22 protein-coding genes and 1 pseudogene are annotated in these 26,257 nt (G+C 32.1%); 9 read left to right on the forward strand and 14 right to left on the reverse strand.

Going from position 1 to position 26,257, the window contains the following annotated elements:
• From Q428_RS11025 to Q428_RS11040, 4 genes are all read left to right on the forward strand, one after another.
• Nucleotides 1-2,035, forward strand: a 2,035-nt coding sequence (locus tag Q428_RS11025) for a methyl-accepting chemotaxis protein (RefSeq protein ID WP_051515128.1), incomplete at its 5' end; no start/stop codon positions are given.
• A gap of 144 nt (nt 2,036-2,179) precedes the next feature.
• A complete protein-coding gene (locus Q428_RS14630; RefSeq protein ID WP_051515129.1) occupies nt 2,180-3,349 on the forward strand; it encodes a peptidoglycan-binding protein in 1,170 nt (389 codons plus the stop codon).
• Between the two features lie 207 nt (nt 3,350-3,556).
• Entirely contained in the window at nt 3,557-4,873 is a 1,317-nt protein-coding gene (locus Q428_RS11035; protein ID WP_152539118.1) for a DUF1576 domain-containing protein, read from the forward strand.
• Nucleotides 4,874-5,251: 378 nt separating this feature from the next.
• On the forward strand, nt 5,252-6,484 hold the full coding sequence (locus tag Q428_RS11040) for an aminopeptidase (RefSeq protein WP_035380938.1): 1,233 nt from the start codon (nt 5,252-5,254) through the stop codon (nt 6,482-6,484).
• A gap of 30 nt (nt 6,485-6,514) precedes the next feature.
• On the opposite strand, the gene Q428_RS11045 is transcribed toward Q428_RS11040, so the two are convergent.
• From Q428_RS11045 to Q428_RS11055, 3 genes and pseudogenes are all read right to left on the reverse strand, one after another.
• Entirely contained in the window at nt 6,515-7,615 is a 1,101-nt protein-coding gene (locus tag Q428_RS11045; RefSeq protein WP_035380940.1) for a sensor domain-containing diguanylate cyclase, read from the reverse strand.
• A gap of 177 nt (nt 7,616-7,792) precedes the next feature.
• A complete protein-coding gene (locus tag Q428_RS11050; protein WP_035380942.1) occupies nt 7,793-9,403 on the reverse strand; it encodes a Na/Pi cotransporter family protein in 1,611 nt (536 codons plus the stop codon).
• Nucleotides 9,404-9,822: 419 nt separating this feature from the next.
• A pseudogene (locus Q428_RS11055) lies at nt 9,823-10,215 on the reverse strand (flotillin domain-containing protein); the annotation flags it as partial.
• Nucleotides 10,216-10,530: 315 nt separating this feature from the next.
• Here Q428_RS11055 and Q428_RS11060 point away from each other — a divergent pair.
• The gene (locus Q428_RS11060; protein ID WP_201769294.1) at nt 10,531-11,949 is read left to right on the forward strand and encodes an aminotransferase class V-fold PLP-dependent enzyme; all 1,419 of its coding nucleotides are present in this window, start codon (nt 10,531-10,533) and stop codon (nt 11,947-11,949) included.
• A gap of 85 nt (nt 11,950-12,034) precedes the next feature.
• Here the strand turns inward: Q428_RS11060 and Q428_RS11065 are convergent, their stop codons facing one another.
• The 10 genes from Q428_RS11065 to Q428_RS15485 form a co-directional block, all read right to left on the reverse strand.
• Nucleotides 12,035-13,360 (reverse strand): pyrimidine-nucleoside phosphorylase, encoded by a 1,326-nt coding sequence (locus tag Q428_RS11065; protein ID WP_035380946.1) that lies wholly within the window; start codon nt 13,358-13,360, stop codon nt 12,035-12,037.
• 31 nt (nt 13,361-13,391) lie between these two features.
• A complete protein-coding gene (gene deoC, locus Q428_RS11070; RefSeq protein ID WP_035380948.1) occupies nt 13,392-14,060 on the reverse strand; it encodes a deoxyribose-phosphate aldolase in 669 nt (222 codons plus the stop codon).
• Nucleotides 14,061-14,152: 92 nt separating this feature from the next.
• Nucleotides 14,153-14,695, reverse strand: coding sequence for a substrate-binding domain-containing protein (locus Q428_RS16395; RefSeq protein WP_341349038.1), 543 nt, complete (start codon nt 14,693-14,695; stop codon nt 14,153-14,155).
• Nucleotides 14,692-15,180 carry a LacI family DNA-binding transcriptional regulator gene (locus Q428_RS16400; RefSeq protein ID WP_278244903.1) on the reverse strand — a complete coding sequence of 163 codons (489 nt, stop codon included), beginning with the start codon at nt 15,178-15,180 and terminating at the stop codon, nt 14,692-14,694. The genes Q428_RS16395 and Q428_RS16400 overlap by 4 nt, the downstream gene beginning before the upstream one ends.
• A gap of 209 nt (nt 15,181-15,389) precedes the next feature.
• Nucleotides 15,390-16,325 (reverse strand): S66 peptidase family protein, encoded by a 936-nt coding sequence (locus Q428_RS11080; protein ID WP_035380950.1) that lies wholly within the window; start codon nt 16,323-16,325, stop codon nt 15,390-15,392.
• A 35-nt stretch (nt 16,326-16,360) separates the two neighbouring features.
• A complete protein-coding gene (locus tag Q428_RS11085; protein ID WP_035380969.1) occupies nt 16,361-17,446 on the reverse strand; it encodes a dipeptide epimerase in 1,086 nt (361 codons plus the stop codon).
• A 128-nt stretch (nt 17,447-17,574) separates the two neighbouring features.
• Nucleotides 17,575-19,455: a molecular chaperone HtpG gene (gene htpG / locus Q428_RS11090; protein ID WP_035380952.1), complete on the reverse strand. Its 1,881-nt coding sequence runs from the start codon at nt 19,453-19,455 to the stop codon at nt 17,575-17,577.
• 195 nt (nt 19,456-19,650) lie between these two features.
• Nucleotides 19,651-20,091, reverse strand: a complete 441-nt coding sequence (hsp18, locus tag Q428_RS11095; RefSeq protein ID WP_035380953.1) for a heat shock protein Hsp18 — start codon at nt 20,089-20,091, stop codon at nt 19,651-19,653.
• Between the two features lie 106 nt (nt 20,092-20,197).
• The gene (locus tag Q428_RS11100) at nt 20,198-20,683 is read right to left on the reverse strand and encodes an LURP-one-related/scramblase family protein (RefSeq protein WP_035380955.1); all 486 of its coding nucleotides are present in this window, start codon (nt 20,681-20,683) and stop codon (nt 20,198-20,200) included.
• A 33-nt stretch (nt 20,684-20,716) separates the two neighbouring features.
• Nucleotides 20,717-20,884 carry a hypothetical protein gene (locus Q428_RS15485; RefSeq protein WP_161633624.1) on the reverse strand — a complete coding sequence of 56 codons (168 nt, stop codon included), beginning with the start codon at nt 20,882-20,884 and terminating at the stop codon, nt 20,717-20,719.
• 180 nt (nt 20,885-21,064) lie between these two features.
• On the opposite strand from Q428_RS15485, the gene Q428_RS11105 reads away from it, so the two are divergent.
• The 4 genes from Q428_RS11105 (at nt 21,065) to Q428_RS11120 (ending at nt 25,396) form a co-directional block, all read left to right on the forward strand.
• Nucleotides 21,065-21,706 (forward strand): ECF-type riboflavin transporter substrate-binding protein, encoded by a 642-nt coding sequence (locus Q428_RS11105; protein ID WP_051515130.1) that lies wholly within the window; start codon nt 21,065-21,067, stop codon nt 21,704-21,706.
• Nucleotides 21,707-21,720: 14 nt separating this feature from the next.
• Nucleotides 21,721-23,418, forward strand: a complete 1,698-nt coding sequence (locus tag Q428_RS11110; RefSeq protein ID WP_035380957.1) for an ABC transporter ATP-binding protein — start codon at nt 21,721-21,723, stop codon at nt 23,416-23,418.
• 151 nt (nt 23,419-23,569) lie between these two features.
• Nucleotides 23,570-24,247 carry an energy-coupling factor transporter transmembrane component T family protein gene (locus Q428_RS11115; RefSeq protein ID WP_201769295.1) on the forward strand — a complete coding sequence of 226 codons (678 nt, stop codon included), beginning with the start codon at nt 23,570-23,572 and terminating at the stop codon, nt 24,245-24,247.
• Nucleotides 24,248-24,544: 297 nt separating this feature from the next.
• Nucleotides 24,545-25,396, forward strand: a complete 852-nt coding sequence (locus Q428_RS11120; protein WP_035380959.1) for a DMT family transporter — start codon at nt 24,545-24,547, stop codon at nt 25,394-25,396.
• A 33-nt stretch (nt 25,397-25,429) separates the two neighbouring features.
• On the opposite strand, the gene Q428_RS11125 is transcribed toward Q428_RS11120, so the two are convergent.
• The gene (locus tag Q428_RS11125) at nt 25,430-26,098 is read right to left on the reverse strand and encodes a hypothetical protein (RefSeq protein ID WP_035380961.1); all 669 of its coding nucleotides are present in this window, start codon (nt 26,096-26,098) and stop codon (nt 25,430-25,432) included.
• Nucleotides 26,099-26,257 lie beyond the last annotated feature (159 nt).

A 26,257-nucleotide genomic window follows, 5' to 3' on the forward strand; every position in this document is an offset into this window, starting at 1 on the left:
CCACTACTATGAAAGGGGTCTTTATATGAAAATAAAGAGCAGTCTTAAAACACAACTGGTATTTTTACTGGTAATTTCTATACTTATTCCAATAAGTATAATTTCGGTTTTCAGCTATAATTCATCAAAAAAGAGTTATTCCAAGATGTTTGATCAATCAACGAGATCCAGTTTAGACAGAGTTTCAGACATTATAAATAATATTTATACAGTTAATACAGAAAACATTAACATGCTGTCAAATGATCCAAATGCAAAAAATATGATGACAGGAGCTGATTCTTCTGAACCATGGCTGTTAAAAGCATTTGAAGCCTTTATCACTTCCCATAAGGACATTCCTTCTGTGTACGAAGGTTTGGCAAATGGAAAAATGTATTTAGCGCCTTCAACAATAAAACTTCCTTCAGATTATGATCCAAGAATTAGACCTTGGTATACTGCAGCAATAAATAAAGACGGTGAGGCAATTGTTTCTGAACCTTACGAAGATGCTGGAAATAAAGGTACTATGGTTGTGACCTTTGCTAAAACTGTAAAAGATATGAATACAAATCAAACAATAGGTGTAGTTGGACTGGATATTAAGCTAGATGTCTTATCTGCAACGGTTAATAAAATAAGTATCGGACAAAATGGTTTTGTTGCTGTACTTGATACAACTGGCAAAATAATTGCTCATAAAAATCCTGATTTGATAAATAAATCTTCAAAAGATGAGCCTTGGATTGAAACGGTATTAAAATCTTCTTCTGATAAATTAACTTTAAAATTAGATAAAGAAAAATTTCAAGCCTTTAAAATAAAAAATGAAAATACAGGTTGGATAATTGTAGGTTTTGTGCCTGAAAAGGAATTATTGAGTCAAATAAATGCATCAAGAAATATCACAATTATTATTTCAATTGTGTGTTTACTCTTTGCTGCAGCATTTGGTTTAATATTCTCCCAAAGAATAGTTACTTCAATAAACAAACTTGTAAAAGTTTTAACAAAAATTAAAGATGGTGACTTCACAGAGAAAATAGATATCCCTAAAAATGCAACCAGTGAAATTGTTGCCATTGCTGATGCGGTTAACAATATGGTAGATGGAACTATCTCAATTATTTCAAGAGTTTTAGAAAGTACCAAGGAAGTTAAAGAATCCTGTTCTGACCTTGTTACAATCTGTAAAGAATCAAGTTTAGTTGGGGAAGAAGTAGCTAAGGCTGTACAACAGATAGCAATAGGAGCAACTGATCAGGCATCAAAGATTGAAGATGGCCTTAATGTTACTAATAGGCTAAGTGAGGAAATTGAAAATTCAATTAATGAATCGGAAATAATGATAAATGCATCAAAGGATGTTGTTAAATCAACTGAGGAAGGTATTGTTACTTTAAACTTATTAAACGAAATTTTTGCTGATACCTCGCAGGCAAACCTTCAGCTGGAATCTCAAGTTCAAATACTTGCAGATAAATCAAATAAAATTGGTGCAATAACAGACACAATAAAAGCTATCACTGAACAAACCAATCTTCTTGCACTTAACGCAAGTATTGAAGCTGCAAGGGCAGGAGAAGCAGGAAAGGGCTTTGCAGTTGTTGCTGATGAAGTAAGAAAACTAGCAGAACAATCAGCACGCTCAGCTTCTGAAATAAATATTCTATTGACAGAAATAAAACAAAGCGTAAGTGACGTTTATGAAAAAATAAACTACGTAACAAAACTGAATGAAAAAACTAAAGGAAACGTTGAAACAACAAACGAAAGCTTCAATAATATTGAAAAGGCAATAAAACTATTAGATGAAAGCATGGGTAATGTATCAAAATCCCTTGAGCAGATTGAAAGCAGCAAGGCTGCAATGATCGATATGTTCTCAGAAATTGCCTCTGTTTCCCAGGAAACAGCTGCAACTACTGAAGAAGTTAGTGCTTCTTCTGAAGAGCAGGCCTCTGGTTTACAGGAGGTTCTAACTTCAACTGAGAAACTTTCTTCCTTGGCAGTTGACTTAGAAAACGTAGTTAACAGATTTAAAATAAAATAAATATTAGAGACCAGGTGACTAAAATTGCCTGGTCTTTTTTTAGCTTGTGCCTAAAAATGGAGACATGCCCTCCTTTTCACTAATGGCTTTGTAATCTTCCTTTGATATAATAAGTTTAATTATAAGTGAGATTGGAGGGAGATTATGATAAAGAAAATTGTATCAATAGTCGTAGCATTGATGATTTTTAGCTATGGATTTACAGTTAACGCTCAAATAACTCAACCCCTATATTATGGATACTCAAATTCTTCAGTATCCGAATTACAATCAAATCTTAAAACCCTTGGGCTTTATAATGGGGCTGTAAATGGTGTCTATGATTATAACACGTATATTGCTGTAAAGAATTTTCAGAGCAAATACTCACTAAATGTTACAGGTAACCTTGATTTAACAACTTTAAATAAGTTAAATAAAGTGTTGCATGGTGAGCCAGAAATACTTTCTTATGGCATTACCCACGATAGAGTAAAAGAACTTCAGACATATCTTTACAGTCTTGGATATTTAACTGTTCAGCCTACCGGTTTTTATGGTTCATTGACAACTACAGCCGTAACAAACTTTCAAAAAAACAACGGTCTTTCTGTTACAGGTAAAGCAGATAAAACTACCTTTGAAAAGCTTTTTCAAGCAATAGATAATAAATTTGTTCCCTATACAACATATTCAAATTATACAGTTGCATCAGGGGATACTCTTTGGGCTATTTCTCAAAAAACCGGCGTCAGTCAAAATGATTTAATTAAGGCAAATTGCTTTACAACTTCAACAACCCTTCAGATTGGACAAGTTATAAAAATTCCAAAAATAAACGTTCCAGTCAAACCTTATTTTTCTAAATATGCTGAATATCAGGATTGGTTCAGTGCTGCAACATACATTTTTCCAATTGGAACTGAGGCAACAGTAATAGATTTTTTCAGCGGCAAAAACTTTAAAGTTAAAAGAACTATAGGTTCTGGCCATGCTGACTGCGAAACATTAACAGCCTCTGATACTGAAATAATGAAAGAAATTTTCGGTGGAAAATGGACATGGGCAGTAAGACCTATAATACTAGTGGTAAATGGTAGAAGACTTGCTGCATCAATATCAGGCATGCCCCATGCTGGACTAGATGCTTACCCTGCCAATGTTAATGTGGCAAATCGTTCTGATAACTATGGATATGGACCTAACTATGATTATATAAAAGGCAATAATATGGACGGTCACTTTGATATTCATTTTCCTGGTAGTTTAAGACATAAAGACTGGCAGATAGATCCTAATCATCAGGCTATGATAAAAATATCTGCAAACAGATAAAAATAAGGATATAGCTAAGGGTTGGTTTTTCCAGCCCTTTTCTTTTATTATTTCAAAAATAATTAATATTGTTGCTTTTTTGTCAATTTTCCTTGACCGCATATAGAACCTATTGATATAGTTATTATATAATCATATTTAAATATAGGAATTTCTAAAAAAGCAATAATAAATTATAAAGAAATTGATTTTTTTGGGGGGATTTATATGGTGGTAACTATTACAAAAAACAATAAAATCTATTCCAATGGTTCAATAAAATCTTCAATTAAATATTATATTTGCACTTTCTATGCTTCACTTCTAGTAATTTTTGGTTTTATTATGGATACAGCCAAAAATATATTCTTTGGACTGTTAAATATTGTTACCCAGCCAGATATATTAATAACAGATTATATTGAAGTTGGAGGGTTAGGAGGTGCCTTTGTTAATTCAGGTATACTGACTTTGATTACCATTTTAATATTCAGAATATTAAAAATCGACATCTCTGGTCCTGGTATATCTACACTTTGGCTGACTTCAGGTTTCTCGTTGTTTGGAAAAAACATATTTAACATATGGTTTATAATATTAGGTGTATATCTGTATTCGAAGTCACAAAGAGAAAGCTTCAATAAATATGTTTACACTGCTATGCTTGGTACCTGTCTTTCTCCCTTAGTTACACAATTTACCTTTAACCTTGGGACGGTTAACATTAAATCAATTATCCTCGGCGCCATTGTTGGAGTTTTAACAGGTTTTCTACTTCCACCATTATCTTCATATTTACTAAAAATTCACAGAGGATATAATCTTTATAATACAGGCTTTGCAGCTGGTATTATCGGAATGGTATTTGCATCTATAATTAAATCATATGGTTTCGCGTTAGAAACCAGATTAATTTGGACAAAGGGAAACAATTCAATACTTTTTCCATTTCTGCTATTTATGTTTCTTTCAATGGTTGTTTTAGGATTTTGTTTAAATGACTTTTCCTTTAAAGGATATACCAATTTATTTAGATATTCAGGAAAATTAAGTACTGACTTTGTAGAGTTAGTGGGTTTTCCTGTTGTTCTTATAAATATGGGCATCAATGGTATTCTTGCTTCTTTGTTTGTTATACTTGTTAATGGTGATTTAAACGGTCCAACACTAGGTGGAATATTTACAATAGTAGGCTTTAGTGCCTTTGGAAAACATCTGAAGAACATGTTTCCAGTAATTCTAGGAGTTTATATAGGTAGTTTGACAAAAATATGGTATATAAATGATCCATCTGTTATTCTTGCTGCTCTATTCTGCACAACCCTTGCTCCAATTGCTGGGGAGTATGGATTTATCGCCGGTACTATTGCAGGGTTTCTCCATTCTTCAGTTGTTTTGAACGTAACATTCCTTCATCAAGGATTTAATTTATATAACAATGGTTTTTCTGGTGGATTTGTTGCTATAATTTTAATTCCAATTATAGAATCCTTAAGAAATACAAGACTCAAAAAGGATGTTAATTCCAATAAAATGGAAGATTAAAGGCCTGCAGTGCAGGCCTTTAAATTATTATAAAATTTATAAAATTTGCTTCGTCATAATAATGAAATTCAATGTTCATCTATTTTTTCTTATCCTTTTGAACGGTTTTTTTGTTAGAACCACTTTTTGGCTTAGGCTGTTTCTTTGTTTCTTTTCCCCTTGCCACATTACTTCCCCCTTTCTAAACTTCTGTACATTATATGAAAATCTCTCATAATAATGTATCTATAAAATACTATGTAAATGATTTATTATTAATGACTTATAATTTCAATGAATTTAGAAAAATATTGAAAAAAATTCAAAAAAATCTTTATTTTACTTTTTCGAAATATTATTATATATATTAGGCAATATATTAAAGAAAGGATTGTTGATATGAACAAAGACGAACTTTTAAAAAGGTATGCACGCCTTGCTGTTAAAACTGGAATCAATATTCAGAAAGGACAAAAACTTGTAATATCTTCTCCTATAGAATGTGCATCATTTGCCAGAATGATTGCTGAAACTGCCTTTGACGAAGGTGCTGGAGATGTAATTATCTCTTGGGGAGATGAGCTATTTTCTAAAATACGTTTTATGAAAGCACCTGATGAAGCCTTCCTTGAAATGCCTGAGTGGCAGAAACTGTTTTTTAATTCCTACGCCAAAGAGGGAGCTGCTTTTCTTAGTATAAGTGCCTCAGATCCTGGGCTTATGAGGGAGGTAAATCCTGAAAGAATAGCTAAATCTCAAAAAGTAAGACAACTTGCATTGAAGGAATATTATGAAAGACTTATGAGTAATAAAAACGCTTGGTCTATAATTTCTATTCCAACAGCAGGCTGGGCAACAAAAGTTTTCCCCGGTCTTTCTGAGGATGAGGCTGTAGAAAAGCTTTGGGAAGCTATATTTAAAATTGTAAGGGTTGACCAGGAAGACCCTGTATCTGCATGGAATGAACATAAAGAAAATCTAAAGAAAAATATGAATTTCTTAAATTCACACAATTTCAGATATCTGCACTTCAAAAATTCATTGGGTACAGATTTAAGAATTGAGCTTCCTGAAAATCATCTTTGGGTAGGTGGAGCCGAAGAGACAGCTGCTGGGTATGATTTCATAGCCAATATGCCTACAGAAGAAGTTTTCACAATGCCTTTAAAAACTGGTGTTAATGGTAAAGTTGTAAGCTCACTACCATTAAATTATGGCGGTAATTTAATTGAAAATTTCTCTCTTACCTTCAAAAATGGAAGAATTGTTGATTTTTCCGCAGAGAAGGGCTATGATACGTTAAAGCATCTTATAGAAACCGACGAAGGTTCACACTATCTAGGAGAAGTTGCCCTTGTACCATATGATTCGCCTATTTCAAATTCTGGAATAATATTCTTTAATACTTTGTATGATGAAAATGCTTCATGTCATTTGGCAATAGGTCGAGCATATTCCCTATGTTTAAAAAATGGGGAAAACATGTCATCTGAAGAACTGGAAAAAGCAGGAGCTAACCAGTCTTTGGCACATGTTGATTTCATGATAGGAACCTCTGATCTTGATGTTACGGGAACTACATATGACAGCTTAGAAATACCTGTATTCAAAAATGGAAATTGGGCTGTATAAAACTTAAAGGGACGAAATAATTCGTCCCTTTTATATACACCCACATCTTTTGTGCATTCTCTTATCAGAATACATATTATTGTCAGCAGTAATTATTATATCCTCTAAATTCATTCCCCTTCTATACTGACAAACACCTGAACTAAACTTAATTTCAATGCCATTAAACAAGTTTTCCTTTAACTTCTGTTTTATGAGTCTTATAATTTCATCTGTTTCCTGTTCATCACTATCAAAAATAGCTAATACAAACTCATCCCCTGCATATCTGGCTGTAATATCTGAGTCTTTTAGTGTTTCCTTCAAAATCTTCGAGAAATACCTAAGTACCTCATCCCCCGTTTTATGTCCCATGGTGTCGTTTATAATTTTAAAATCATCCAAGTCTATCATTACAAGGCAAAAGGCTGTGTTGTCAAAATAGGCTTTATTTATTTTTTCCTCCATTATTTCTTCAAAATATCTCTTATTATACAAACCAGTTAAATCATCTATTCTCAAAGCCCTTATTAAGTCGTTCATCAAAAGTACATTTTTTATTGCTATTTCCAGATGAGCACTTATGTATTTTGTTAAACGCACGTCGTATTTATTAAATGCATTTTCCTTTGTTTTACTATCTACATTTAAAATTCCGTATAATTCACCATTTACATAAATGGGTGTACTTAGTACTGCTTTTATATCAAGTGAATTAGACCTGATAAACTTATCATAAGATTCAATATTAACTATTTCTTTATCAAAAATCACCGGATTTCTTATTATGCTGGGATATTTAAGCTGCGTTTTGTTATATAAAAATAGCTCCTCTTTTTTCAATGAAACACTTTTAAGTTTATCCAAATCAAAACCAACAGCAGTCTTAAATTCAAATAAATCCTTTTCCTTATTATATATTAAAATACTTCCTGCCTCAGCATCCTTTATTAAACTTATAGTATCAATCAGAATCTGTCGATATAATATCTCTATATCATAATACTCCTGCATATCCTCAGTCATTTTCAACATGATATTGTTAATCTCAGTTGTTCTTTTATATAAATATTCAAGTTTTGAATACTTTGTTATATGATATAGATAAAGTGCAACAACCATCAATAAAGGAATAGTAAAACAATAGTGCAATCAAACTAACCCCCCAGCCGTTAATAAAGTCAGTATATTTTAAATATTAATAATTTTTAATCTTTACCCTATATAGAAAATATAATTTATTTATTCTTTATTGTCAATAAAAAAAATTAAGAACAAACCATTATAATTGGTTTGTTCCTAAGATTGCCACTTATCTTAACTTATGTCTTATCTTTCTTTATCTAATACCATTTGGGCAATATTGTTTGAGTGGTCACCTACCCTTTCAAGGTTACTTATAACATCTAGGTATATAGCACCGCTTGCAGGGTAACAGATTCCTTTATTTAATCTGTCAATATGAATATTTCTATAATTCTTCTCTATATTATCAATTTTTCCCTCTGTTTCTATTACTTTTCTTGCTAATTGCATATCGCCATTTTCTAAGGAAGTAATAGCCGCTTCAACAGCATATTTAACTGATTCGTACAAATATTTTAACTCAGTCAGAGCTTCATCTGAGAATTCCAGAGCATTCTGTTTCTTATATTCAGAAAGCTCTGCTAAATTTTTAGCATGATCTCCTATTCTTTCAATGTCGTTCACAACATGGAACAAGGAAGTAATAACCTCAGACTGCTCTTCTGATAGTGAAGTATTTGAAAGGGATACCATAAATCCTGTTATTTCTCTTTCTAAATAATTAATTACTTCTTCAGTCTTATATAACTTATTTAAATCTTCACCACTGTTCTGTAAAAATGATTTTATTGATATATCAAGGTTTGAAGCTGAAAGTTTACCCATTCTTATAATCTCTTTTACTACTTGTCCAACTGCAATTGATGGAGTTTCCAATAGCCTCTTATCAAGATACTCAAGAGACATTGCTCCCTCTTTTACATCTTCACCTGGTATAATTTTATTTACAAAGGCAACTAAAAATGAGGCAAAAGGCAACTGTATTATTGTATTTGTAACATTAAACAGAGTATGTGCATTTGCAATCTGTCTTTGCACGTCCCCACCTAGTCCCTTTACGATTGGTAAAACAACATTTAAACCAAGCATAAATATAATTGTTCCTATTACGTTAAAGGTTAAATGCATAAGAGCTGCTCGCTTTGCATTTTTCGTTGTTCCTATACTTGATAATAAAGCAGTTACACAGGTTCCTATGTTGTCTCCAAATAATATTGGTAATGCGACGTTTATGTCTATTGCTCCACCGCCAGCCAGAGCCATAAGTATCCCTATTGTTGCACTACTGCTTTGAACAACAGCAGTCATACCAAGACCTACAAAAACTCCTAAAATCGGATGATGTCCTAATGATGTTATTAAGCTTATAAACTCAGGCATTTTTCTAAGGGGTTTCATTGAAGCTTCCATCATTGACATACCCACAAAAAGTATACCAAAACCAAGCACTATTTCTCCAATATCCTTAACTTTTTTCTTCTTTGAGAACAATACCATAGCTGCACCTATACCTAAAACCAAAGGTGCTACATCTGTCAGTTTAAATGCTATTAGCTGGGCTGTCATTGTAGTTCCTATGTTAGCCCCCATAATAACACCAACAGCCTGTTTTAAAGACATTAATCCTGCATTAACAAAACCAACTGTCATAACCGTAGTAGCACTACTACTTTGAATTATGGCAGTAACCCCTGCTCCAACAAGAACAGCCAGTATTCTGTTTGATGTAAGCACTTCAAGAATTTTTTTCAGTTTTTCTCCTGCAGCTTTTTGAAGTCCTTCTCCCATCAGGCTCATTCCATAGATAAATAGTCCAAGACCACCTAATAATTGAAAAATCATTTTAAAGTCCATATTTTCTCCTCCGTTATATAATGTAACGCAACGTTTCTATATTAACCTGTTAATGTTAATTCTGTGTTAAGTTCATGTGAACATAATATTACATTATTTTAATATTTATTCTATTATATATTGAATTATCTAAAAATTACAATCTAACATCAGAGTTGCTCCGTTAAGTTTTTGTTATATTTATCTTAATAAAAGTGGCTATTACACAGGATTACATTATAAACTAAATTAAAATAAAAAATCATTAACAATTATAAAGATTTTTGATATAAACATCAGAAACCCCTGTAGTTTTTCCATTGATAAGACTTTGTACAAAAACTTAAGAAAAACTGTGGGTTTCTTTTGAAATATAACAATACTTCGTAATTGTTAATGACTCTTATTTTGTGAAGGGTAAAATACAATCCCTTCAAAAATTAATTTTCTTTATTAAATTCTACCTTTACTTCAGTATCAGAATTTCCAGTCTCTTTATTATCAGTTTTCTTAGCTAAAAGCTCAGAAAGTTTAACACCTGTCAATGTTTCAACAACTTCAGGAACAGTTGCCATTATGTCAGTTATATAACCCGAAACCTTTGCTGCACCCTTTCCCTGTCCCTGTCCAGAATCAACTATAACAATTTTTTCAGTTTTTGATAGTGGTTCTGCAACTGCCCTTGCTATTTCAGGTAGCTTTTCGATAATCATCTGAGTTATTGCTGCATCATTATATTGTTTAAATGCCTCTGCTTTTTTAAGCATAGCCTCTGCCTTTTTTTTAATTCCATATTTATCTGCATCTGCTTGTTTTTTAATTGTAGCTTCAAGCAAAATCAACATTCCTATCTAATCCAATGAAATCAAAAAACTGACCTAACAAGAAAGAAATTACCGCAAACAAGGTCCCAGTCCAAAAGCAGGTTTGAAAAAACTTAAACATAGATTCACCTCAAAGGTATTTCATAAATAATCCAACACAATTTAATTATATATCTATTTTTACAAAATATAAATATTTTTCTAATTTTTGTATTAAATAATTTGAATGATAATCAACAATTTTAAAATTCTCTAATATATTAATATATAACATAACTTTAATTTAAATATTTTTATGCAGAATTTTATATGGGGTGTTTGAAATTGAACTTAGAAAATTATTTTAAAGAAATGCGCCAAAACACCATTGGCTATAACCACGAATTTAATACTTGTTACGGATTGCAGCGAATGCATTACTTCGACTACACTGCAAGTGGAAGATTATATAGACCCATTGAAAATAAGCTCACCAACATATTTGGCCCTTTAGTTGGAAATACCCACTCTGAATCAAATGAAACCGGAACAACCATGACACTGGCATATAACTATGCTAAAAGCCTTATAAAAAAGCATGTCAATGCTTCCTCTGATGATATTCTGATTCCAGTAGGATATGGAATGACAGCAGGGATTAACAAACTACAAAGGCTGTTAGGCCTCAGATATTTTAACCTGTATTTTAATAATGCCAGCGAAAGACCAATAGTCTTCTTAACACATATGGAGCACCATTCAAATCATATTTCCTGGCTGGAAACAGTAGCTGACGTTGTTTGTCTAAAACCCGGCAGAAACTGCCTTGTTGACCTTAATATCTTAGAAAGTGAACTAAAAAAACACAAAAACAGAAGATATAAAATTGGTTCATTTACTGCCTGCTCAAACGTTACAGGAATTGAAACTCCCTATCATCAGATGGCTGAGCTTATGCATTTATATAATGGTATTTGTTTCGTTGACTTTGCTGCATCTGCCCCATATGTTGAAATAAATATGCACCCTTCTAATCCATATCAGCAACTGGACGGAATATTTTTTTCTCCCCATAAATTTTTAGGTGGCCCAGGCTCTTCAGGCATTCTGATATTTAATTCCAATTTATATAACAACAGTGTTCCTGATTCTCCTGGTGGAGGAACTGTTGACTGGACTAATCCATGGGGAGGAAGGAAATACGTTAACGACGTAGAATTAAGAGAAGATGGGGGTACTCCTGGCTTTCTACAGACTATAAAGGCTGCCCTTTGTATAGAACTTAAGGAAAAAATGAAAATTGAGAATATATATAAGCGGGAAAGAGAGCTTTTAAAAATTTTCTTTGAAGAAGTAAATAAAATCGATAAAGTCCACATTTTACTTGGAAATATAACTGAACGTCTTGGAATCGTATCATTGTATACAGAGGATATACATTATAATCTCCTTGTTAAAATATTAAACGACAGATTTGGCATACAAGTTAGAGGTGGATGCTCCTGTGCTGGTACCTATGGACATTATTTATTGCATATCGACCGAGAAGAATCAAAATTTATAACCGATTATATTAACAAGGGAGATTTCTCCTATAAACCTGGCTGGGTAAGATTTTCACTGCACCCTATTATGAGGATGATGAAATTCGCTATGCTGCATACGCAATTAAGGAAAGCATTGCAAATATTGATAAATGGAAGAGAGACTATGAATATGACCCACATAACAATCAATTTTATAATGTTAAAGAAAACAATTTGAAATTTACTAAGATTTACGATATGTTCAAATTATAAATATAAATTCATAAAAAACGCGGCAGCTTAAAAGCTGCCGCCTATACAACCTAGAATTTTGTTATACCGTCCTTAGTAACTATTCCTTTAATTAATTTCCTTTTCTCAACCTTTTCTGCTTTAAAAGTGTAAGCCTTAAGAATTACTTCCTCTGCTTGTTTTTGCTTGTCTGGGTTATTTGCATAGATAGTTGCAATAGCTTCGCCTTTCTTTACAAAATCCCCTATTTTCTTGTGAAGAACAACTCCTACTGATAGATCTATTTTGCTTTCCTTTGTTTCCCTTCCAGCTCCTAATAGCAGAGCAGCTCTTCCAATTGACTCAGCCTCTATTCCTTCAACATATCCTTCTGCCTCTGATAATACTGGCTCTATTATTGCAGGAGTTTCAAAAAGCTCTGGATTATCAATGCAGCTTGCATCTCCGCCTTGGGCTATAACTAATTCTTTTAGTTTTTCTAATCCTTTGCCGGTCTTAATTATATCTTCAAGAATTTTTCTTGCCTCTTCTACATTTTCAGCTTTTTTACCTAAAACCAGCATATGTGACCCTAAGGTCAGACACAGCTCTGTTAAGTCTTCTGGACCTTCTCCCCTTAATGTATCTATTGCTTCTTTAACTTCAAGTATATTTCCAACTGCAAATCCTAAAGGCTGATCCATATCTGTTATAACACCAATTGTGTTTCTTCCAACATGGGTTCCAATATCAACCATTTCCTTTGCCAATTCAAAGGCATCATCTTCGGTTTTCATAAATGCTCCGCTTCCTGTTTTTACGTCTAAAACTATTGCATCAGCACCTGAAGCAATTTTTTTACTCATTATGCTGCCTGCAATCAATGATATATTATCAACAGTTGCTGTAACGTCTCTAAGAGCATAGAGTTTTTTATCAGCAGGTGCTAAATCAGCTGTCTGTCCACCTATTGCAATTTTTCTTTCACTTACATTTTTTATAAAATCCTCTATTGACATATCAACAGAAAATCCTTTAAAAGATTCTAACTTATCGATTGTACCGCCAGTATGACCAAGGCCTCTTCCTGACATCTTAGCTACTGGAACACCAGCTGCTGCAACTATTGGTCCTAGTATAAGAGTTGTAGTATCTCCAACCCCTCCTGTACTATGTTTATCAACCTTTATTCCTTCTATTGCAGATAAATCAATAATCTCACCACTATTAACCATTGCAGTTGTTAAATCAGCTGTTTCTCTCTTATTCATTTTATTGAAATAAATAGCCATTAAAAGTGCTGATGCCTGATAGTCAGGGATAGTACCATTTGTATATCCCTCAACAAAAAATTCAATTTCTTCTTTAGTCAATTCATGTCCATCTCTTTTTTTCTTTATAATTTCATACATTGTCATAATAACACACCCCTTATATAACCCTATTTTATTAATAACCTGAACCTATATCCTTTGAACCCTTAGCAATTGCAATGGAAGCACTGGCACCTATTCTATTTGCTCCTGCAGCAATTACAGCTTCTGCATCTTCCCTTGTTCTTACACCGCCAGATGCCTTAACTCCCATTTCCTCTCCAACTGTTTCTCTCATAAGTTTTACATCCTCAACTGTAGCTCCACCTGTTGAAAAACCTGTTGACGTCTTAACGAAATCTGCTCCAGCTTCCTTAGCTAAGGTACACACTTTTACCTTTTCTTCATCTGTTAGCAGACATGTTTCAATTATTACTTTAACAAGTGCCTTTCCCTTTGCTGCATCTACAACAGCCTTTATATCATCAAGAACTACATCATATTTTTTTGATTTTAGAGCCCCAATATTTATTACCATATCAATTTCCTGTGCTCCCTTTTCAATTGCCTGTTTTGTTTCAAATGCTTTAACTTCCTTTGTTGTTGCACCTAAAGGGAAGCCAACAACAACACAGGTTTTTACATCTGTACCCTCAAGTTCTTTTCTTACAAGCGAAGTGTAATAAGCATTAACGCATACTGATGCAAAGCCGTATTCTCTAGCTTCTCTGCAGATATTTTTTATTTCTTCTTCAGTTGCCTGTGGTTTTAAAAGTGTATGATCGATATACTTTTCAATATTCATTTAATCATCTCCCTTTGAAATTTTATAACTTTAATTTATTTAAAATCAATGTGGTAACGGTTCCACATTGTAAAACAAACAGGATAAAACTTTTAAATTCCTTTCCCTTTATACCTTTCAGAACCTTTAAGCACAATCTGGGGGCTTAGTGTAACTCTTTTAACAATTCCGTTGTTTTTGCCCCTCAGTAAATCCATAAGCATATCTATTGCTGTCTCGCCTAATTCTTCAGTGGGACCATTAACAAAACTGATGTTCATACCCAAGATATTTAAAGCATCAATTTTATCAAAACCAATCACAGATATGTCATCTGGAACCTTTAATTTTTCCTCAATAAGGGCTTTTATGCAACCTAGCATCATAATATTGCTTAAAACAAATATAGCAGTAGGTCTATCATGTGCCGTAAGTATTTTCTTTGTTGCCTCATAGGCACTTTCATAAGTATAATCTCCAAAAAAAATATTGTCTTCTTTTACTGTTATTCCATGATGCTCTAATGCCTTTTTATAACCTGACAATCTGTCTACTGATGGTCGTGATTTCATGTTCCCAGTGATAATTGCTATATTTTCATGACCTTCTTTTATTAGAGTTTCTGTTGCCTTAAAGGCACCTTCAACATGGTCTATGAAACGCCGTTAAGCCCAGAATATTTTATATGACCATCAGTTAAAACAAGTGGTATCCCCATCTTATGTATCTCCAGAAGTTTCTCTCTGTTTCTGTTATCTTCTGCCAGACATGGTGTTATTATAATTCCTTCTATTCTTTGCTGTAGCAACACATCAAGGGCTTTAAGCTCCTTCTCTGCACTTTCATTGGTATCGCAAAGAAGAATGTTCAGTTCCTCCTCTGCCGCTAAACTACTTATACCTTTTATCATCTCCCCAAAAAACGGGTTATCTATCTCTGGAACTATTACACCAATTGTGTTTGTTTTGTTTGTAGACAGACTTTTGGCAATGGCACTAGGAGTATAATTTAGCTCATTAATAACACTTAAAACCTTATTTTTTGTGTTTTCATTTACATAACCAGAATTATTTAATACTCTGGAAACTGTACTCCTTGATACTCCTGCCATCTTTGCAATATCCTTAATAGTAACAGCCATGAAGTTTCCTCCAGATATTTATAGCTTTAATATTATTTTGAAAACTTACAAAACCCTTTCTTGTGGAACCGGTTTCATATATTTATATTCTATATTAACCTAAGTACTATTTCAATATTTTTCTGAAGACTTTTAATCTTTATTTATTCTACCAACCAATTGTATTTTTACCACAATGTCTTGTGAATATTCCTGCTTTATTAATACTTTTATTTAACAGCGGCTTCAATTATCTCAAGTGTACAGTTATCAGCATCAATAACAGCCTCTGCCCCTAAAGGAATGGTTATTTTAGGTTTACAATGCCCAGCCATAAGATTATATATTGTAGGTTTTTTCTCCTTTGCAATTATATCCTTAAAAACTTCCATCAAGGTACAATCATATCCCTCATATTGAGGAAAACAATTTTTAAAATCTCCAATTACTATTCCAAGGCAATCTTTAAGTTTTCCAGATAATCTTAGTTGAGTCAGCATCCTGTCTATTGAGTAAGTGAACTCATCAATTTCTTCCAGAAACAAGATTTTATTATTAGTATCTATTTCGTAAGGTGTACCGATAGTTGCAGCAATTAAAGATAAATTTCCTCCAACAATCCTTCCCTTGGCTTTACCTGAAACTAGAGACATTATCTTTATATTTTCAGGATTTTTAACTATACCAATTGGTTCAGCTACAGTTACAGCCTTTGAATAACTTTTCATTGAAAACTCATCAAATTCATCTATCATATCTGAAGCAACCATTGGGCCATGGAAAGTTATTAATTTACATTTCCTGTATAATGCAATATGAATTGCTGTAATATCACTATATCCTAAAAAAACCTTTGGATTCTTCCTTATTAAATCATAGTCTAATCTATCTAAAATCCTTGGGGAACCGTATCCACCACGTAAACAGAAAATTCCCCTGATGTTTTTATCAGAAAACATCTGATTAATATCCTTTGCACGTATTTCATCAGTGCCAGCAAGGTATCCTTCTTGCTTATAACAGCTTTCTCCAATGATAACCTTAAATCCCTGTTTTTCAAGTATCGTTTTTGCTTTTTCAACAACATCTAAAATATTTTTTGTTGGGCTGGCTGGTGCAACAACACCTATTGTATCACCTTTTTTAAGTGCATAAGGTTTAATCATTTTAACCCACCTTTACTTAATTATTAAACTACTGTTTATAACTTTGATGTTTTAATACCTTCTATCCCTAGTCCTGGCTTATTTTCTAATTTAATTAAACTTTCAGTGAAAACTGCTCCGCCAGTTACAGGATCCTCTTTGCAGAGTACTGGGCCATCTAAGTCCACCTTCGTTATAACACTTTTTGCAGCTGCAAGATGAGCTGCAGCTGTTACGCTAACCTTTGCCTCAAGCATACATCCAATCATGCACTGGATTCCATATATTTCAGCCAGTGAACAAATTTTAAGTGCGTTATAAATACCACCAGTTTTCATAAGTTTTATGTTTATAAAATCTGCCGCTCTTTTTTGCATTATCGTCAATGCGTCCTTTGGAGAGAAAACACTCTCATCTGCCATTACAGGAATATATACATTATCTGTAACGAATTTTAATCCATCAATATCATAGGCATTAACAGGTTGTTCCACAAATTCTATATCAATACCCGAATCCTCCATTTTCCTCAGAATTCTAACACCTTCCTTTGGCGTCCATCCCTGATTGGCATCTATTCTTAGCTTAATTTCTTCACCAACTGCCTCTCTAACTGCCTTTAGCCTTTTTATATCCATTTCACTATCTTTACCAACCTTTATCTTTAGAGTTGTATATCCTTTTTTAACTGCTTCTAGACTATCTAAAGCCATTTGCTCTGGAGTATTTACACTAATTGTAATATCCGTTACTAACTCCTTTTTTCCTCCACCAAGAATTTTATATAAAGGTGCACCATAAAGCTGCCCAAATAAATCATAAAGAGCAATATCCACAGCCGCCTTGGCACTAGTATTTTTAATCATACATTTATCCAATTTAATAAGAATTTCCTCAAAATCTTCGATTTTCATGCCAATGATGTTTTTTGAAATAACCTCTTTTATAGCTCCAACAATAGAACCGATAGTATCTCCTGTAATTACCGGAGTAGGTGGTGCTTCACCATAACCTATGTTCCCAGTATCTGTAATAATCTTAACTATTACATCTTCCACACTATCAACAGTTCTTAATGCAGTTTTAAAGGGTCTAATTAGAGGGACTGAAATTCTTTCCATTTCTATTGCAGTAATTTTCATAACTTCACCTCCATGGTTTATAATACCAATTTTACCATATATTAATTTTAACTTAAATATAATTATCTCAACAAAAAACACAAAAACAGTCTCTGCCATACGGCTTTGACTGTTTCTCTTGAAATTAACTATTTCATTATTTTACATATATTATTTGTGAATTCCACTGGATCTGCTATTGGTAGACCTTCTATTAACAATGCCTGGTTATATAGTAAATTTGTGTAAAGGTTAAATTTTTCTTTATCACTGTCAAAGGCTTCCTTTAAAGCTTTAAAAACATCATGATTAATGTTTATTTCCAATATTTTATCTGCCTTTATGTTTTCATTGTTTGGCATAGCATTTAATATTTTCTCCATCTCAATGGAAATTTCACCCTCATTGGATAAGCACACTGGATGACTCTTTAATCTCTTAGAAGCCCTTACATCCTTTACTTTGTCTTTTAAAACATCTTTCATATACTGGAACAACTCTTTATTTTCATTTTCTTCTACATCATTCTTTTTGTCATCATCCTGAGTGTTTATTCCTAAATCTCCACTTGAAACAGATTTAAATTCCTTTTCCTTATAGGACATTAACATTTTTATTGCAAATTCATCTATATCTTCAGTGAAGTACAGTATTTCATATCCCTTATCTGCAACTAATTCTGCCTGTGGAAGCTTTTCTATTCTTTCAACTGATTCCCCTGAAGCATAGTAAATATATTTCTGTTCCTCAGGCATCCTTGATACATATTCTTCAAGTGTTACTAATTTCTTCTCTTTAGAAGAATAGAACATCAATAAATCCTGAAGCATTTCCTTTTCACTGCCAAAATCACTATATATTCCAAACTTTAACTGTCTGCCAAAGGATTTATAAAAACTTTCATATTTTTCTCTTTCATCCTTTAACAGTGATATTAATTCTGTCTTTATCTTATTCTTAATGTTTTTTGCTATTAGTTTAAGCTGTCTATCATGCTGTAGCATTTCCCTGGATATATTCAGTGATAAATCTTCAGAGTCTACCATTCCCTTTACAAAGCTAAAGTAATCTGGAAGCAAGTCTCCACATTTATTCATTATAAGTACACCGTTTGAGTAAAGTTCCAATCCTTTTTCATATTCCTTTGTATAATAATCAAATGGTATTTTTTCAGGAATAAATAAAATTGACTTATAACTAACTGTTCCTTCAGCACTTATATGAATATGTTTAACCGGCTTATCAAATCCATAGTGTTTTTCAAAATAAAAATTATTATAATCCTCTTCTGTAAGTTCATTTTTGTTTTTCTTCCAGATTGGAACCATGCTGTTTATTGTTTCTTCTTCTGTATATTCTTCGTATTCATTTTCGCTGCCTTCTTTTAATTTTCTTCTGGTTACATCCATTTTAATTGGGTATCTGATAAAATCCGAATACTTCTTTATTATATTTTTTAATCTATATTCTTCTAAATAGTCCTCATACTTCTCATCTTCAGTATTTGATTTTATTTTTAAAATGATTTCTGTTCCAACCATGTCTTTTTCACATGGCTCTATTGTGTAACCCTCAGCCCCATCTGATTCCCATTTGTATGCCTCTGTGCTTCCTAAAGCTTTGCTTATTACTGTAACCTTGTCAGCTACCATAAAGGCAGAATAAAAACCAACTCCAAATTGACCAATAATGTCATATCCATCCTTCATCTCGTTTTCATTTTTAAATGCTAAGGAACCACTCTTTGCTATTGTACCAAGATTTGTTTCAAGTTCCTCCTTAGTCATACCAATTCCTGTATCAAGGATTCTCAAGGTTTTTTCACTCTTATTAGGAATAACTTTTATGTAATAATCATCTCTGTTGAAACTAATGGATTTGTCAGTTAAAGCTTTGTAGTAAATTTTATCAATTGCATCACTGGCATTTGAGATAAGCTCCCTTAAAAATATCTCTTTGTGGGTATAAATAGAATTAATCATTAAATCTAATAACCTTTTGGACTCTGCCTTAAATTCCTTTTTCTCCATTTTAAACCCTCCCATGTTTTTATAAATTTAAATTTTTAAAACATATACCTTGTCAACTAATACACAATTTTATTAGCACTCTAATTTAGTGAGTGCTAATACATATTTTATATACCACATTATCCTTATTATGTCAATATAAAAAGGACCGCCGCATCGGCAATTAAAATGCACAAGTGCGACAGCCTCCTTGTTTTAGTGAATATCAATCTTCTTTTTCTTGTCTCTACCCTTTGTTAATTTAGGAAGGATAATTTTAAGAACACCATCTTTAAAAGTTGCATTAATTTTGTCTTCATCTACATTATCAACATAAAACTGTCTTTTAAATTCTCCATAATGTCTTTCTCTTCTGACATAGTCTCCCTTTTCATCCTCTAGAGTTTCTTCACGCTTAGCGCTTATTGTTAAATGGTTATTTTCATAGTCGATGTCAATTGCTTCTCTTTTTACCCCTGGCAATTCTGCTTCAACTAAGTAGTTGTTTTCAGTTTCTTTCAGATCTACTCTGAAATTTCCCTGAATATCTTTCATTGCTGTAAAAAAATCATCATCAAAGAAGGTTTTTAAAAATGGTGTGAAAAACTCATCATTTCTCGTTAAATTGTTTCTTCTAAATGGAACTAAATCAAACATTTTTAAATTCCTCCTTTTCAAATATCTCTCTACATTATTTTTTCCGGAAATTAAAAATTTATTAGATTTCAGTTTAAAAACTTATACTTAATTTTACTTAGATTATTTAACTTTGGCGTCTGTTATCATGTATTACCTGATCAATTACAATTACCAAGGATAACAGAAAGCCATGATTTTCCCTATCATCAATTTCAACACCATAGGTATCAGAAAAGGATAACCATTTTTTATCTACAAGGGCTACTGTTTCTCCGTTTTTAATTATTTCAAAATTATATCCAAATATATCTCCAACCATGTCAAAGGTTCCATATGTACTTTCAATATAGAATTTTGGTTTAAAAAAACTGAATTCTCTTTTTACCTTAGCTACCAGAATACCATTTTGAAAAATATGATACTCAGGCAGAAACTTAAATAATTTCTGTTCAATATAAAAAAGCTCATTGCCATATAAATCTTCCACAGATAATTTATCCCCTAAGCTGAAAACCTTTCCCTTTACAATAAACTTAGGTTCATCATCTTCTCCTTTTATTGTAAAATTATCCCCTAAACTAAAAATTCTCTGTCTTATTTGATACCTCATATTCCCACCTCTTAAAATTCTATTAATCATATACTATTTTATTTTTTTGTCTATTTCATTCAGTCTAATTTCAATTTCCTGCATATGCAGCCTTAAGATGTCAATTTTTTCTTCAAGCTTGACAATACTCTTTGGTATAACAAAAACAACCTGATAAATCAGCAATAAAATAACAAGCAGTATTAAAAACCAAAAAGCCATTAAACCCCCTCCTGAAATTGCATTTATCCCTCAATTAAATTATAACCATTTATATATACTAAGTATATCTTTATTAATGGATGAATGCTTAAGTAATTGAATAATCTGGTATTATTTATTATAATATATAGGTAATATAATTATAATATGTTTAAATATGTTTATTAAGGAGGGAATATTATGGGTGGCTTTTTCTCATCAATAGTTACATATCAAGGGATTATTTCTTTAATTTTAGTTGTTTTGGCTTCCTTTATTTTATTTAAAAAAGGTAAAAAGGGAATTTCCACAAGGGATGTTGTTGCCATTGGTATAGGTGCTGCATTATATGGTGCACTGTCTTACATTTCAATACCTATAGGACCTAATACCTCTTTCAGAATTGCAGTGGCATTACTTCCAATTTTTGGAGCTATTTTCGGTCCAATAGTAGGTTTTTTAGTTGGCTTTGTAGGACATGCTCTAAACGACGCATTGATGAATGGTTCCGTTTGGTGGAGCTGGGTATTTTTATCTGCATTTATGGGTATGTTTGGAGGACTAGTAACATTTGATAAAAATTTTGATGTTCTATCTGGAATGATACAGAAAAAACACTATGTCAAGATGTATATATATGCTCTTTTAGGAATGCTTGTTGGAAGTTTAGTAGCTTATGGTGGAGATGTATTTTTATATGGCGAACCTGCTGCTAAAGTATGGCTGCAAATATTGCTTGCCAACATTTCAAATTTCATTGTAATTGCTGTACTTGGCATTCCAGTGGTAATACTTCTTGGTAATATGAAAGGAAAAAATAACAATCTTGACCTTGAAGAATAGAAAGGAGTAAAAAAGTGGCATTAATTTCTTTTAAAAATTTTACTTTTCGATACAGTAACTTAAAAACACCAACACTTAAAAATATAAACCTTGATATCGAGGCAGGTCAAAAGATTTTAATTGCTGGTCCTTCTGGAAGTGGTAAATCGACATTAGCCCATTGTATTAATGGGCTAATTCCTTTTAGATATAAAGGTGATTTTTCTGGAAGCCTTGAAGTTAAAGGTATGAAGCCATATGAAAGTAGTATTCATGAGATCAGGAGACATGTTGGAACAATACTTCAGGACCAGGACGGTCAGTTTGTAGGATTAAGTGTAGGTGAAGATGTAGCTTTTTCCTATGAAAACGATAATGTACCAATTGATATTATGAAAATCGGTGTAGAAAATGCTTTGCAGGAAGTTGAAATGCTGAATTTCATAAAAGAAGTTCCTCATAACTTAAGCGGGGGACAAAAACAGAAGGTTTCTGTTGCTGGAATACTTACAACTAACTCTGATATCTTATTGTTTGATGAACCCCTTGCAAATCTTGATCCTTACAGCAGTAAAAAAGCTATGGATATAATAGACAGCCTGCATAAAAATCAAAATAAAACTATAATCATAGTTGAGCACAGAATTGAAGACGTTTTAGAGCATGATGTTGATAGAATAATTTTAATGCATAATGGCGAAATTGTTGCCGATGGCAGCCCCGATGAAATTTTATCTAAAAATATATTATCCCGTTATGGATTAAGGGAGCCATTATACATTGAAGCATTAAAAAGCTGTAACATTCAGCTGCGACCTGAGGATAAGATTTCAAAAATAGAAAATACTATAAAATTCAAAGATAAGCTTAAGGAAGATTTTGAAACTAACTTTGAAAATAACAGGAATACAGAAAAAAATCCAATAATTTCACTTGAAAATATAAGTTATAAGTATTTTAAGGATTCAGATTATATTATTAAAGATATATCATTTACAGTAGCTTCTGGCGAGATGGTTGCTGTACTTGGAAACAACGGAGCCGGTAAGTCTACATTGTTAAAGGTTATTTCCGGTATAGCTAGACACCAACAAGGGACTATAAGGTTCATGGATGATGTTATAGATAAATGGTCTGTCAAAAAAAGAGGCCAAATAATCGGTTATGTAATGCAAAATCCAAATCATATGATTACGAAAAATATAGTTTTTGATGAGGTAGCTTCTGGACTTAAGAATAATGGATATGACGAAAAGTTTATAAAGGAACGGGTTGAGGAAACCTTGCAGATATGCGGACTATATCAATATAGAAATTGGCCTGTAATGTCTTTATCATATGGACAGAAAAAAAGGGTAACTATTGCATCTATTTTAGCTATGCAACCTAAAGTAGTTATACTTGATGAACCCACTGCAGGTCAGGATTATAAAAATTACAGAGAGTTTATGTCTTTTTTAGAGAAAATTAAACATACAGGAATATCGATTATTCTTATTACTCATGATATGCACCTTGCCCTGGAGTATGCAGAGAGAGCCATTGTTATGTCACAGGGACAGTTAATTGCAAATGACACTGTTTACAATGTTCTATCTGATAGAAATATAATAGAAAAAGCAAATCTTAGAGAGACTTCCATTTCAAAGCTGGGGGATATATGTGAAGTCAAAGATAAGAGCAAGTTTTTATCATATTTTACTAATAAAATTAAGGGTGGTGCTGATATTTGAGTAGAACAGGTTCTCTTTATATAGATAAAGATACAGTTTTTCACAACATTGATGGAAGTATAAAACTGCTTTTATGGATATGTTGGACTGCTTTTATTTTTATGTTTATGGACATAAGAATTTTTATTTTTATGACCCTTATTGCTTTTTTATGTTAAAAATAGCCAAAATTCCTTTTAGTACAATAAAACCATTGCTTATCTTTATAATAATATTTACACTGTTTAACTCTGCACTGCTTTTAATTGTTACTCCTGAGTATGGTTCACAGATAACAGGTAAATACACTGTTATTTTAAAATTATATGGATTTAAGCTTACAGCGGAAACTCTTTTTTATGCGTTTACTCTTTCTTTAAAATATATTTCTTTATTACCTGTTACTCTGCTTTTTATTTTTACTACCAACCCCAGTGAGTTTGCAAGCAGCTTAAACAGACTAGGAGTTTCATACAAAATTGCATATTCTATAAGCATTGCCTTAAGGTATATACCTGATGTAAAGGACGAAATGACAAATATTATTAATGCTCAGGAGGCAAGGGGAGTAGCCTTTAAAAAGGGAGATGCAGGACTTTTAAAAAGATTGAAAAACTATTTATCAATCCTCCTTCCCCTTTTAATTTCTTCTCTTCAGAGAATTGAAGTAATATCTAACGCAATGGATTTAAGAGGATTTGGAAAGCATAAAACAAGAACGTGGTATACTAGAAAACCTTTAAAATCAGCTGATTACATTTTTATTATTGTTTCAATATCTTTAGTTTTAATTGGTATTTATTTGAAAAATACTTATTTTACAAAATTTTTTTGTTTGTCCTTAAAGTAACATGAAAATAACTTTACTCGTTTTTTCTTGATATTCCATGAATAAAAAACATCTTCCTCCAAAGTTTACTTTTTAATTGGTATTTACTTTGAAGGGAGATGTTATTCTTTGTTCAAAACATTACTTATATGTCCCCTATGGGTTATTTTTGTTAGTGTTTATTTTCTAATCTTTGCATAAAAATAATAGAGAGGGATAAATTGAGGATTTAATTATAAAGATAATACAATTTAAAATATAAAATAACACTTTGCATGGAGGTGAAGCCTGAGTTTATTATATAAGCTCAATAAAATAATGGATAATAAAAGAAAAGCAATAATTTTAATACTACTTTCTTCTTTTTCATTTGCCATGATGCAGACAATGGTAAAATTAGCTGGCAATCTACCAACTTTTGAGAAGGTTTTTGTAAGAAATCTCATCAGCCTATTTATAGCCTTTTCTATAATTTATAAAAATAAAGCAAGTGTTTTTGGAAAAAAAGAAAATCAAAAATATCTCCTTTTACGTTCCATACTTGGGCTTTTAGGTGTGATATTTTATTTCTATTCTATTAATCACTTAATAATGGCTGATGCTGCAATGCTTAATAAATTATCACCCTTCTTTGTTGTAATTTTTGCCTGGATTTTCTTAAAGGAAAAGCTTACAAAACGAAATATCATATCCCTTTTTATTGTAATAATTGGAGCAATGCTTGTAATTAAACCCAAATTTAGCTTAGAGATTATACCTGCTGCAGCGGGATTTTTTGCAGCTGTATGTGCAGGAGCTGCATACACCCTTGTTAGATTTCTTGGAAATAGAGAAAATCCTTCAACAATAGTTTTCTATTTTTCACTAGTATCTGTGATTGGTGTTTTCCCTTTGATGCTGCTTGATTTTGTCTTTCCTACAAAAATGCAATTTCTATATCTTTTAGGCATAGGCATTTTTGCAGCCCTAGGTCAGTTCTCCTTAACCTTTGCCTATAAATATGGGAAAGCAGCAGAGGTTGCAATTTTTGATTATACCAACATTATATTTGCAGCTATTTTGGGATTTACGTTATGGGGTGAAATACCTGATATGTATAGCTTTATTGGTGGTATTCTGATTTTAGGTACAGCTTTGTTTAATTATTTATATAATAGTAAATCAGCTTAATAATAAAAAAGTAGCTTAGTATTAAGCTACTTTTTATGCACCAAGGGTATCTCTATTCATTATTATTATTTCTTCTAGTTCAGGAAAGTTATATTCCATTAAATCTACCTTCTTCAATAATTCAAATACTTCATATAAATTATCTTTTAACGTTAAATTTTTCTCTTTTAGTAAATATTCAAGGGATTTGTTTTCCCAACTGACCCATCTGGAATATTTCTCACGTTCTCTTAAATAATATTTAAATCTGTCATCCTTTGCAGCCATTGAAATTATTTCTTCACAAATAAAAAAATTACATACATGGGTTCTAAACTGTGGCGGAATGGTGCAGCCTTTACCATCTACTACAAATGGACATGCTCTAAAAAAAATACTTTTATCCTCTATGTTACCATGGAGTTTTTTATTGTCAGACTTTATGTATCTATCATACCCATCCTTATCAAAATACCCCAGTGAATGTATATAATAATTATATATTTTTGTTCCTGGATTGTTTAAAATTTTATTAAGCACCTCAAAACCCTCTGTAAATTTAGCCATTTTATGTAGTTCAAATAATGTAAATTTAGGATAGTAATAACAGCATCCCCTGCTTTTATACTTACTTAAGCTAATTCCTGCTTCACTCTTACAATTAATACATGAATCACATACAATCCTTGGACAATTAAAATCTAACTCTAAAAAAAGCTTCATTTAACATCCCCCTCTTGCAAGTAAACATATTAATGCAGTTTAACATATAATTAATTTTCTAAATACAGTAAATGTTTTGGATATAAAATTTTCAACACTTTTATTTTATATTAAAATTTCCTTACTTTTCAATGACTGGAATTGCTTTTTTTCATAAAT

Origin of the sequence: Fervidicella metallireducens AeB (assembly GCF_000601455.1) — a bacterium.
GTDB classification, from domain to species: Bacteria; Bacillota; Clostridia; order Clostridiales; family Caloramatoraceae; genus Fervidicella; species Fervidicella metallireducens.

Excerpts from the sequence above, each read along its gene's own strand:
- Q428_RS14630 (WP_051515129.1), top strand. The coding sequence starts at position 2,180 with ATGATAAAGAAAATTGTATCAATAGTCGTAGCATTGATGATTTTTAGC.
- Q428_RS11035 (WP_152539118.1), top strand. The coding sequence starts at position 3,557 with ATGGTGGTAACTATTACAAAAAACAATAAAATCTATTCCAATGGTTCA.
- Q428_RS11040 (WP_035380938.1), top strand. The coding sequence starts at position 5,252 with ATGAACAAAGACGAACTTTTAAAAAGGTATGCACGCCTTGCTGTTAAA.
- Q428_RS11050 (WP_035380942.1), bottom strand. The coding sequence starts at position 9,403 with ATGGACTTTAAAATGATTTTTCAATTATTAGGTGGTCTTGGACTATTT.
- Q428_RS11065 (WP_035380946.1), bottom strand. The coding sequence starts at position 13,360 with ATGACAATGTATGAAATTATAAAGAAAAAAAGAGATGGACATGAATTG.
- deoC (WP_035380948.1), bottom strand. The coding sequence starts at position 14,060 with ATGAATATTGAAAAGTATATCGATCATACACTTTTAAAACCACAGGCA.
- Q428_RS16400 (WP_278244903.1), bottom strand. The coding sequence starts at position 15,180 with ATGGCTGTTACTATTAAGGATATTGCAAAGATGGCAGGAGTATCAAGG.
- Q428_RS11080 (WP_035380950.1), bottom strand. The coding sequence starts at position 16,325 with ATGATTAAACCTTATGCACTTAAAAAAGGTGATACAATAGGTGTTGTT.
- Q428_RS11085 (WP_035380969.1), bottom strand. The coding sequence starts at position 17,446 with ATGAAAATTACTGCAATAGAAATGGAAAGAATTTCAGTCCCTCTAATT.
- htpG (WP_035380952.1), bottom strand. The coding sequence starts at position 19,455 with ATGGAGAAAAAGGAATTTAAGGCAGAGTCCAAAAGGTTATTAGATTTA.
- hsp18 (WP_035380953.1), bottom strand. The coding sequence starts at position 20,091 with ATGTTTGATTTAGTTCCATTTAGAAGAAACAATTTAACGAGAAATGAT.
- Q428_RS11100 (WP_035380955.1), bottom strand. The coding sequence starts at position 20,683 with ATGAGGTATCAAATAAGACAGAGAATTTTTAGTTTAGGGGATAATTTT.
- Q428_RS15485 (WP_161633624.1), bottom strand. The coding sequence starts at position 20,884 with ATGGCTTTTTGGTTTTTAATACTGCTTGTTATTTTATTGCTGATTTAT.
- Q428_RS11105 (WP_051515130.1), top strand. The coding sequence starts at position 21,065 with ATGGGTGGCTTTTTCTCATCAATAGTTACATATCAAGGGATTATTTCT.
- Q428_RS11115 (WP_201769295.1), top strand. The coding sequence starts at position 23,570 with ATGTTAAAAATAGCCAAAATTCCTTTTAGTACAATAAAACCATTGCTT.
- Q428_RS11120 (WP_035380959.1), top strand. The coding sequence starts at position 24,545 with ATGGATAATAAAAGAAAAGCAATAATTTTAATACTACTTTCTTCTTTT.
- Q428_RS11125 (WP_035380961.1), bottom strand. The coding sequence starts at position 26,098 with ATGAAGCTTTTTTTAGAGTTAGATTTTAATTGTCCAAGGATTGTATGT.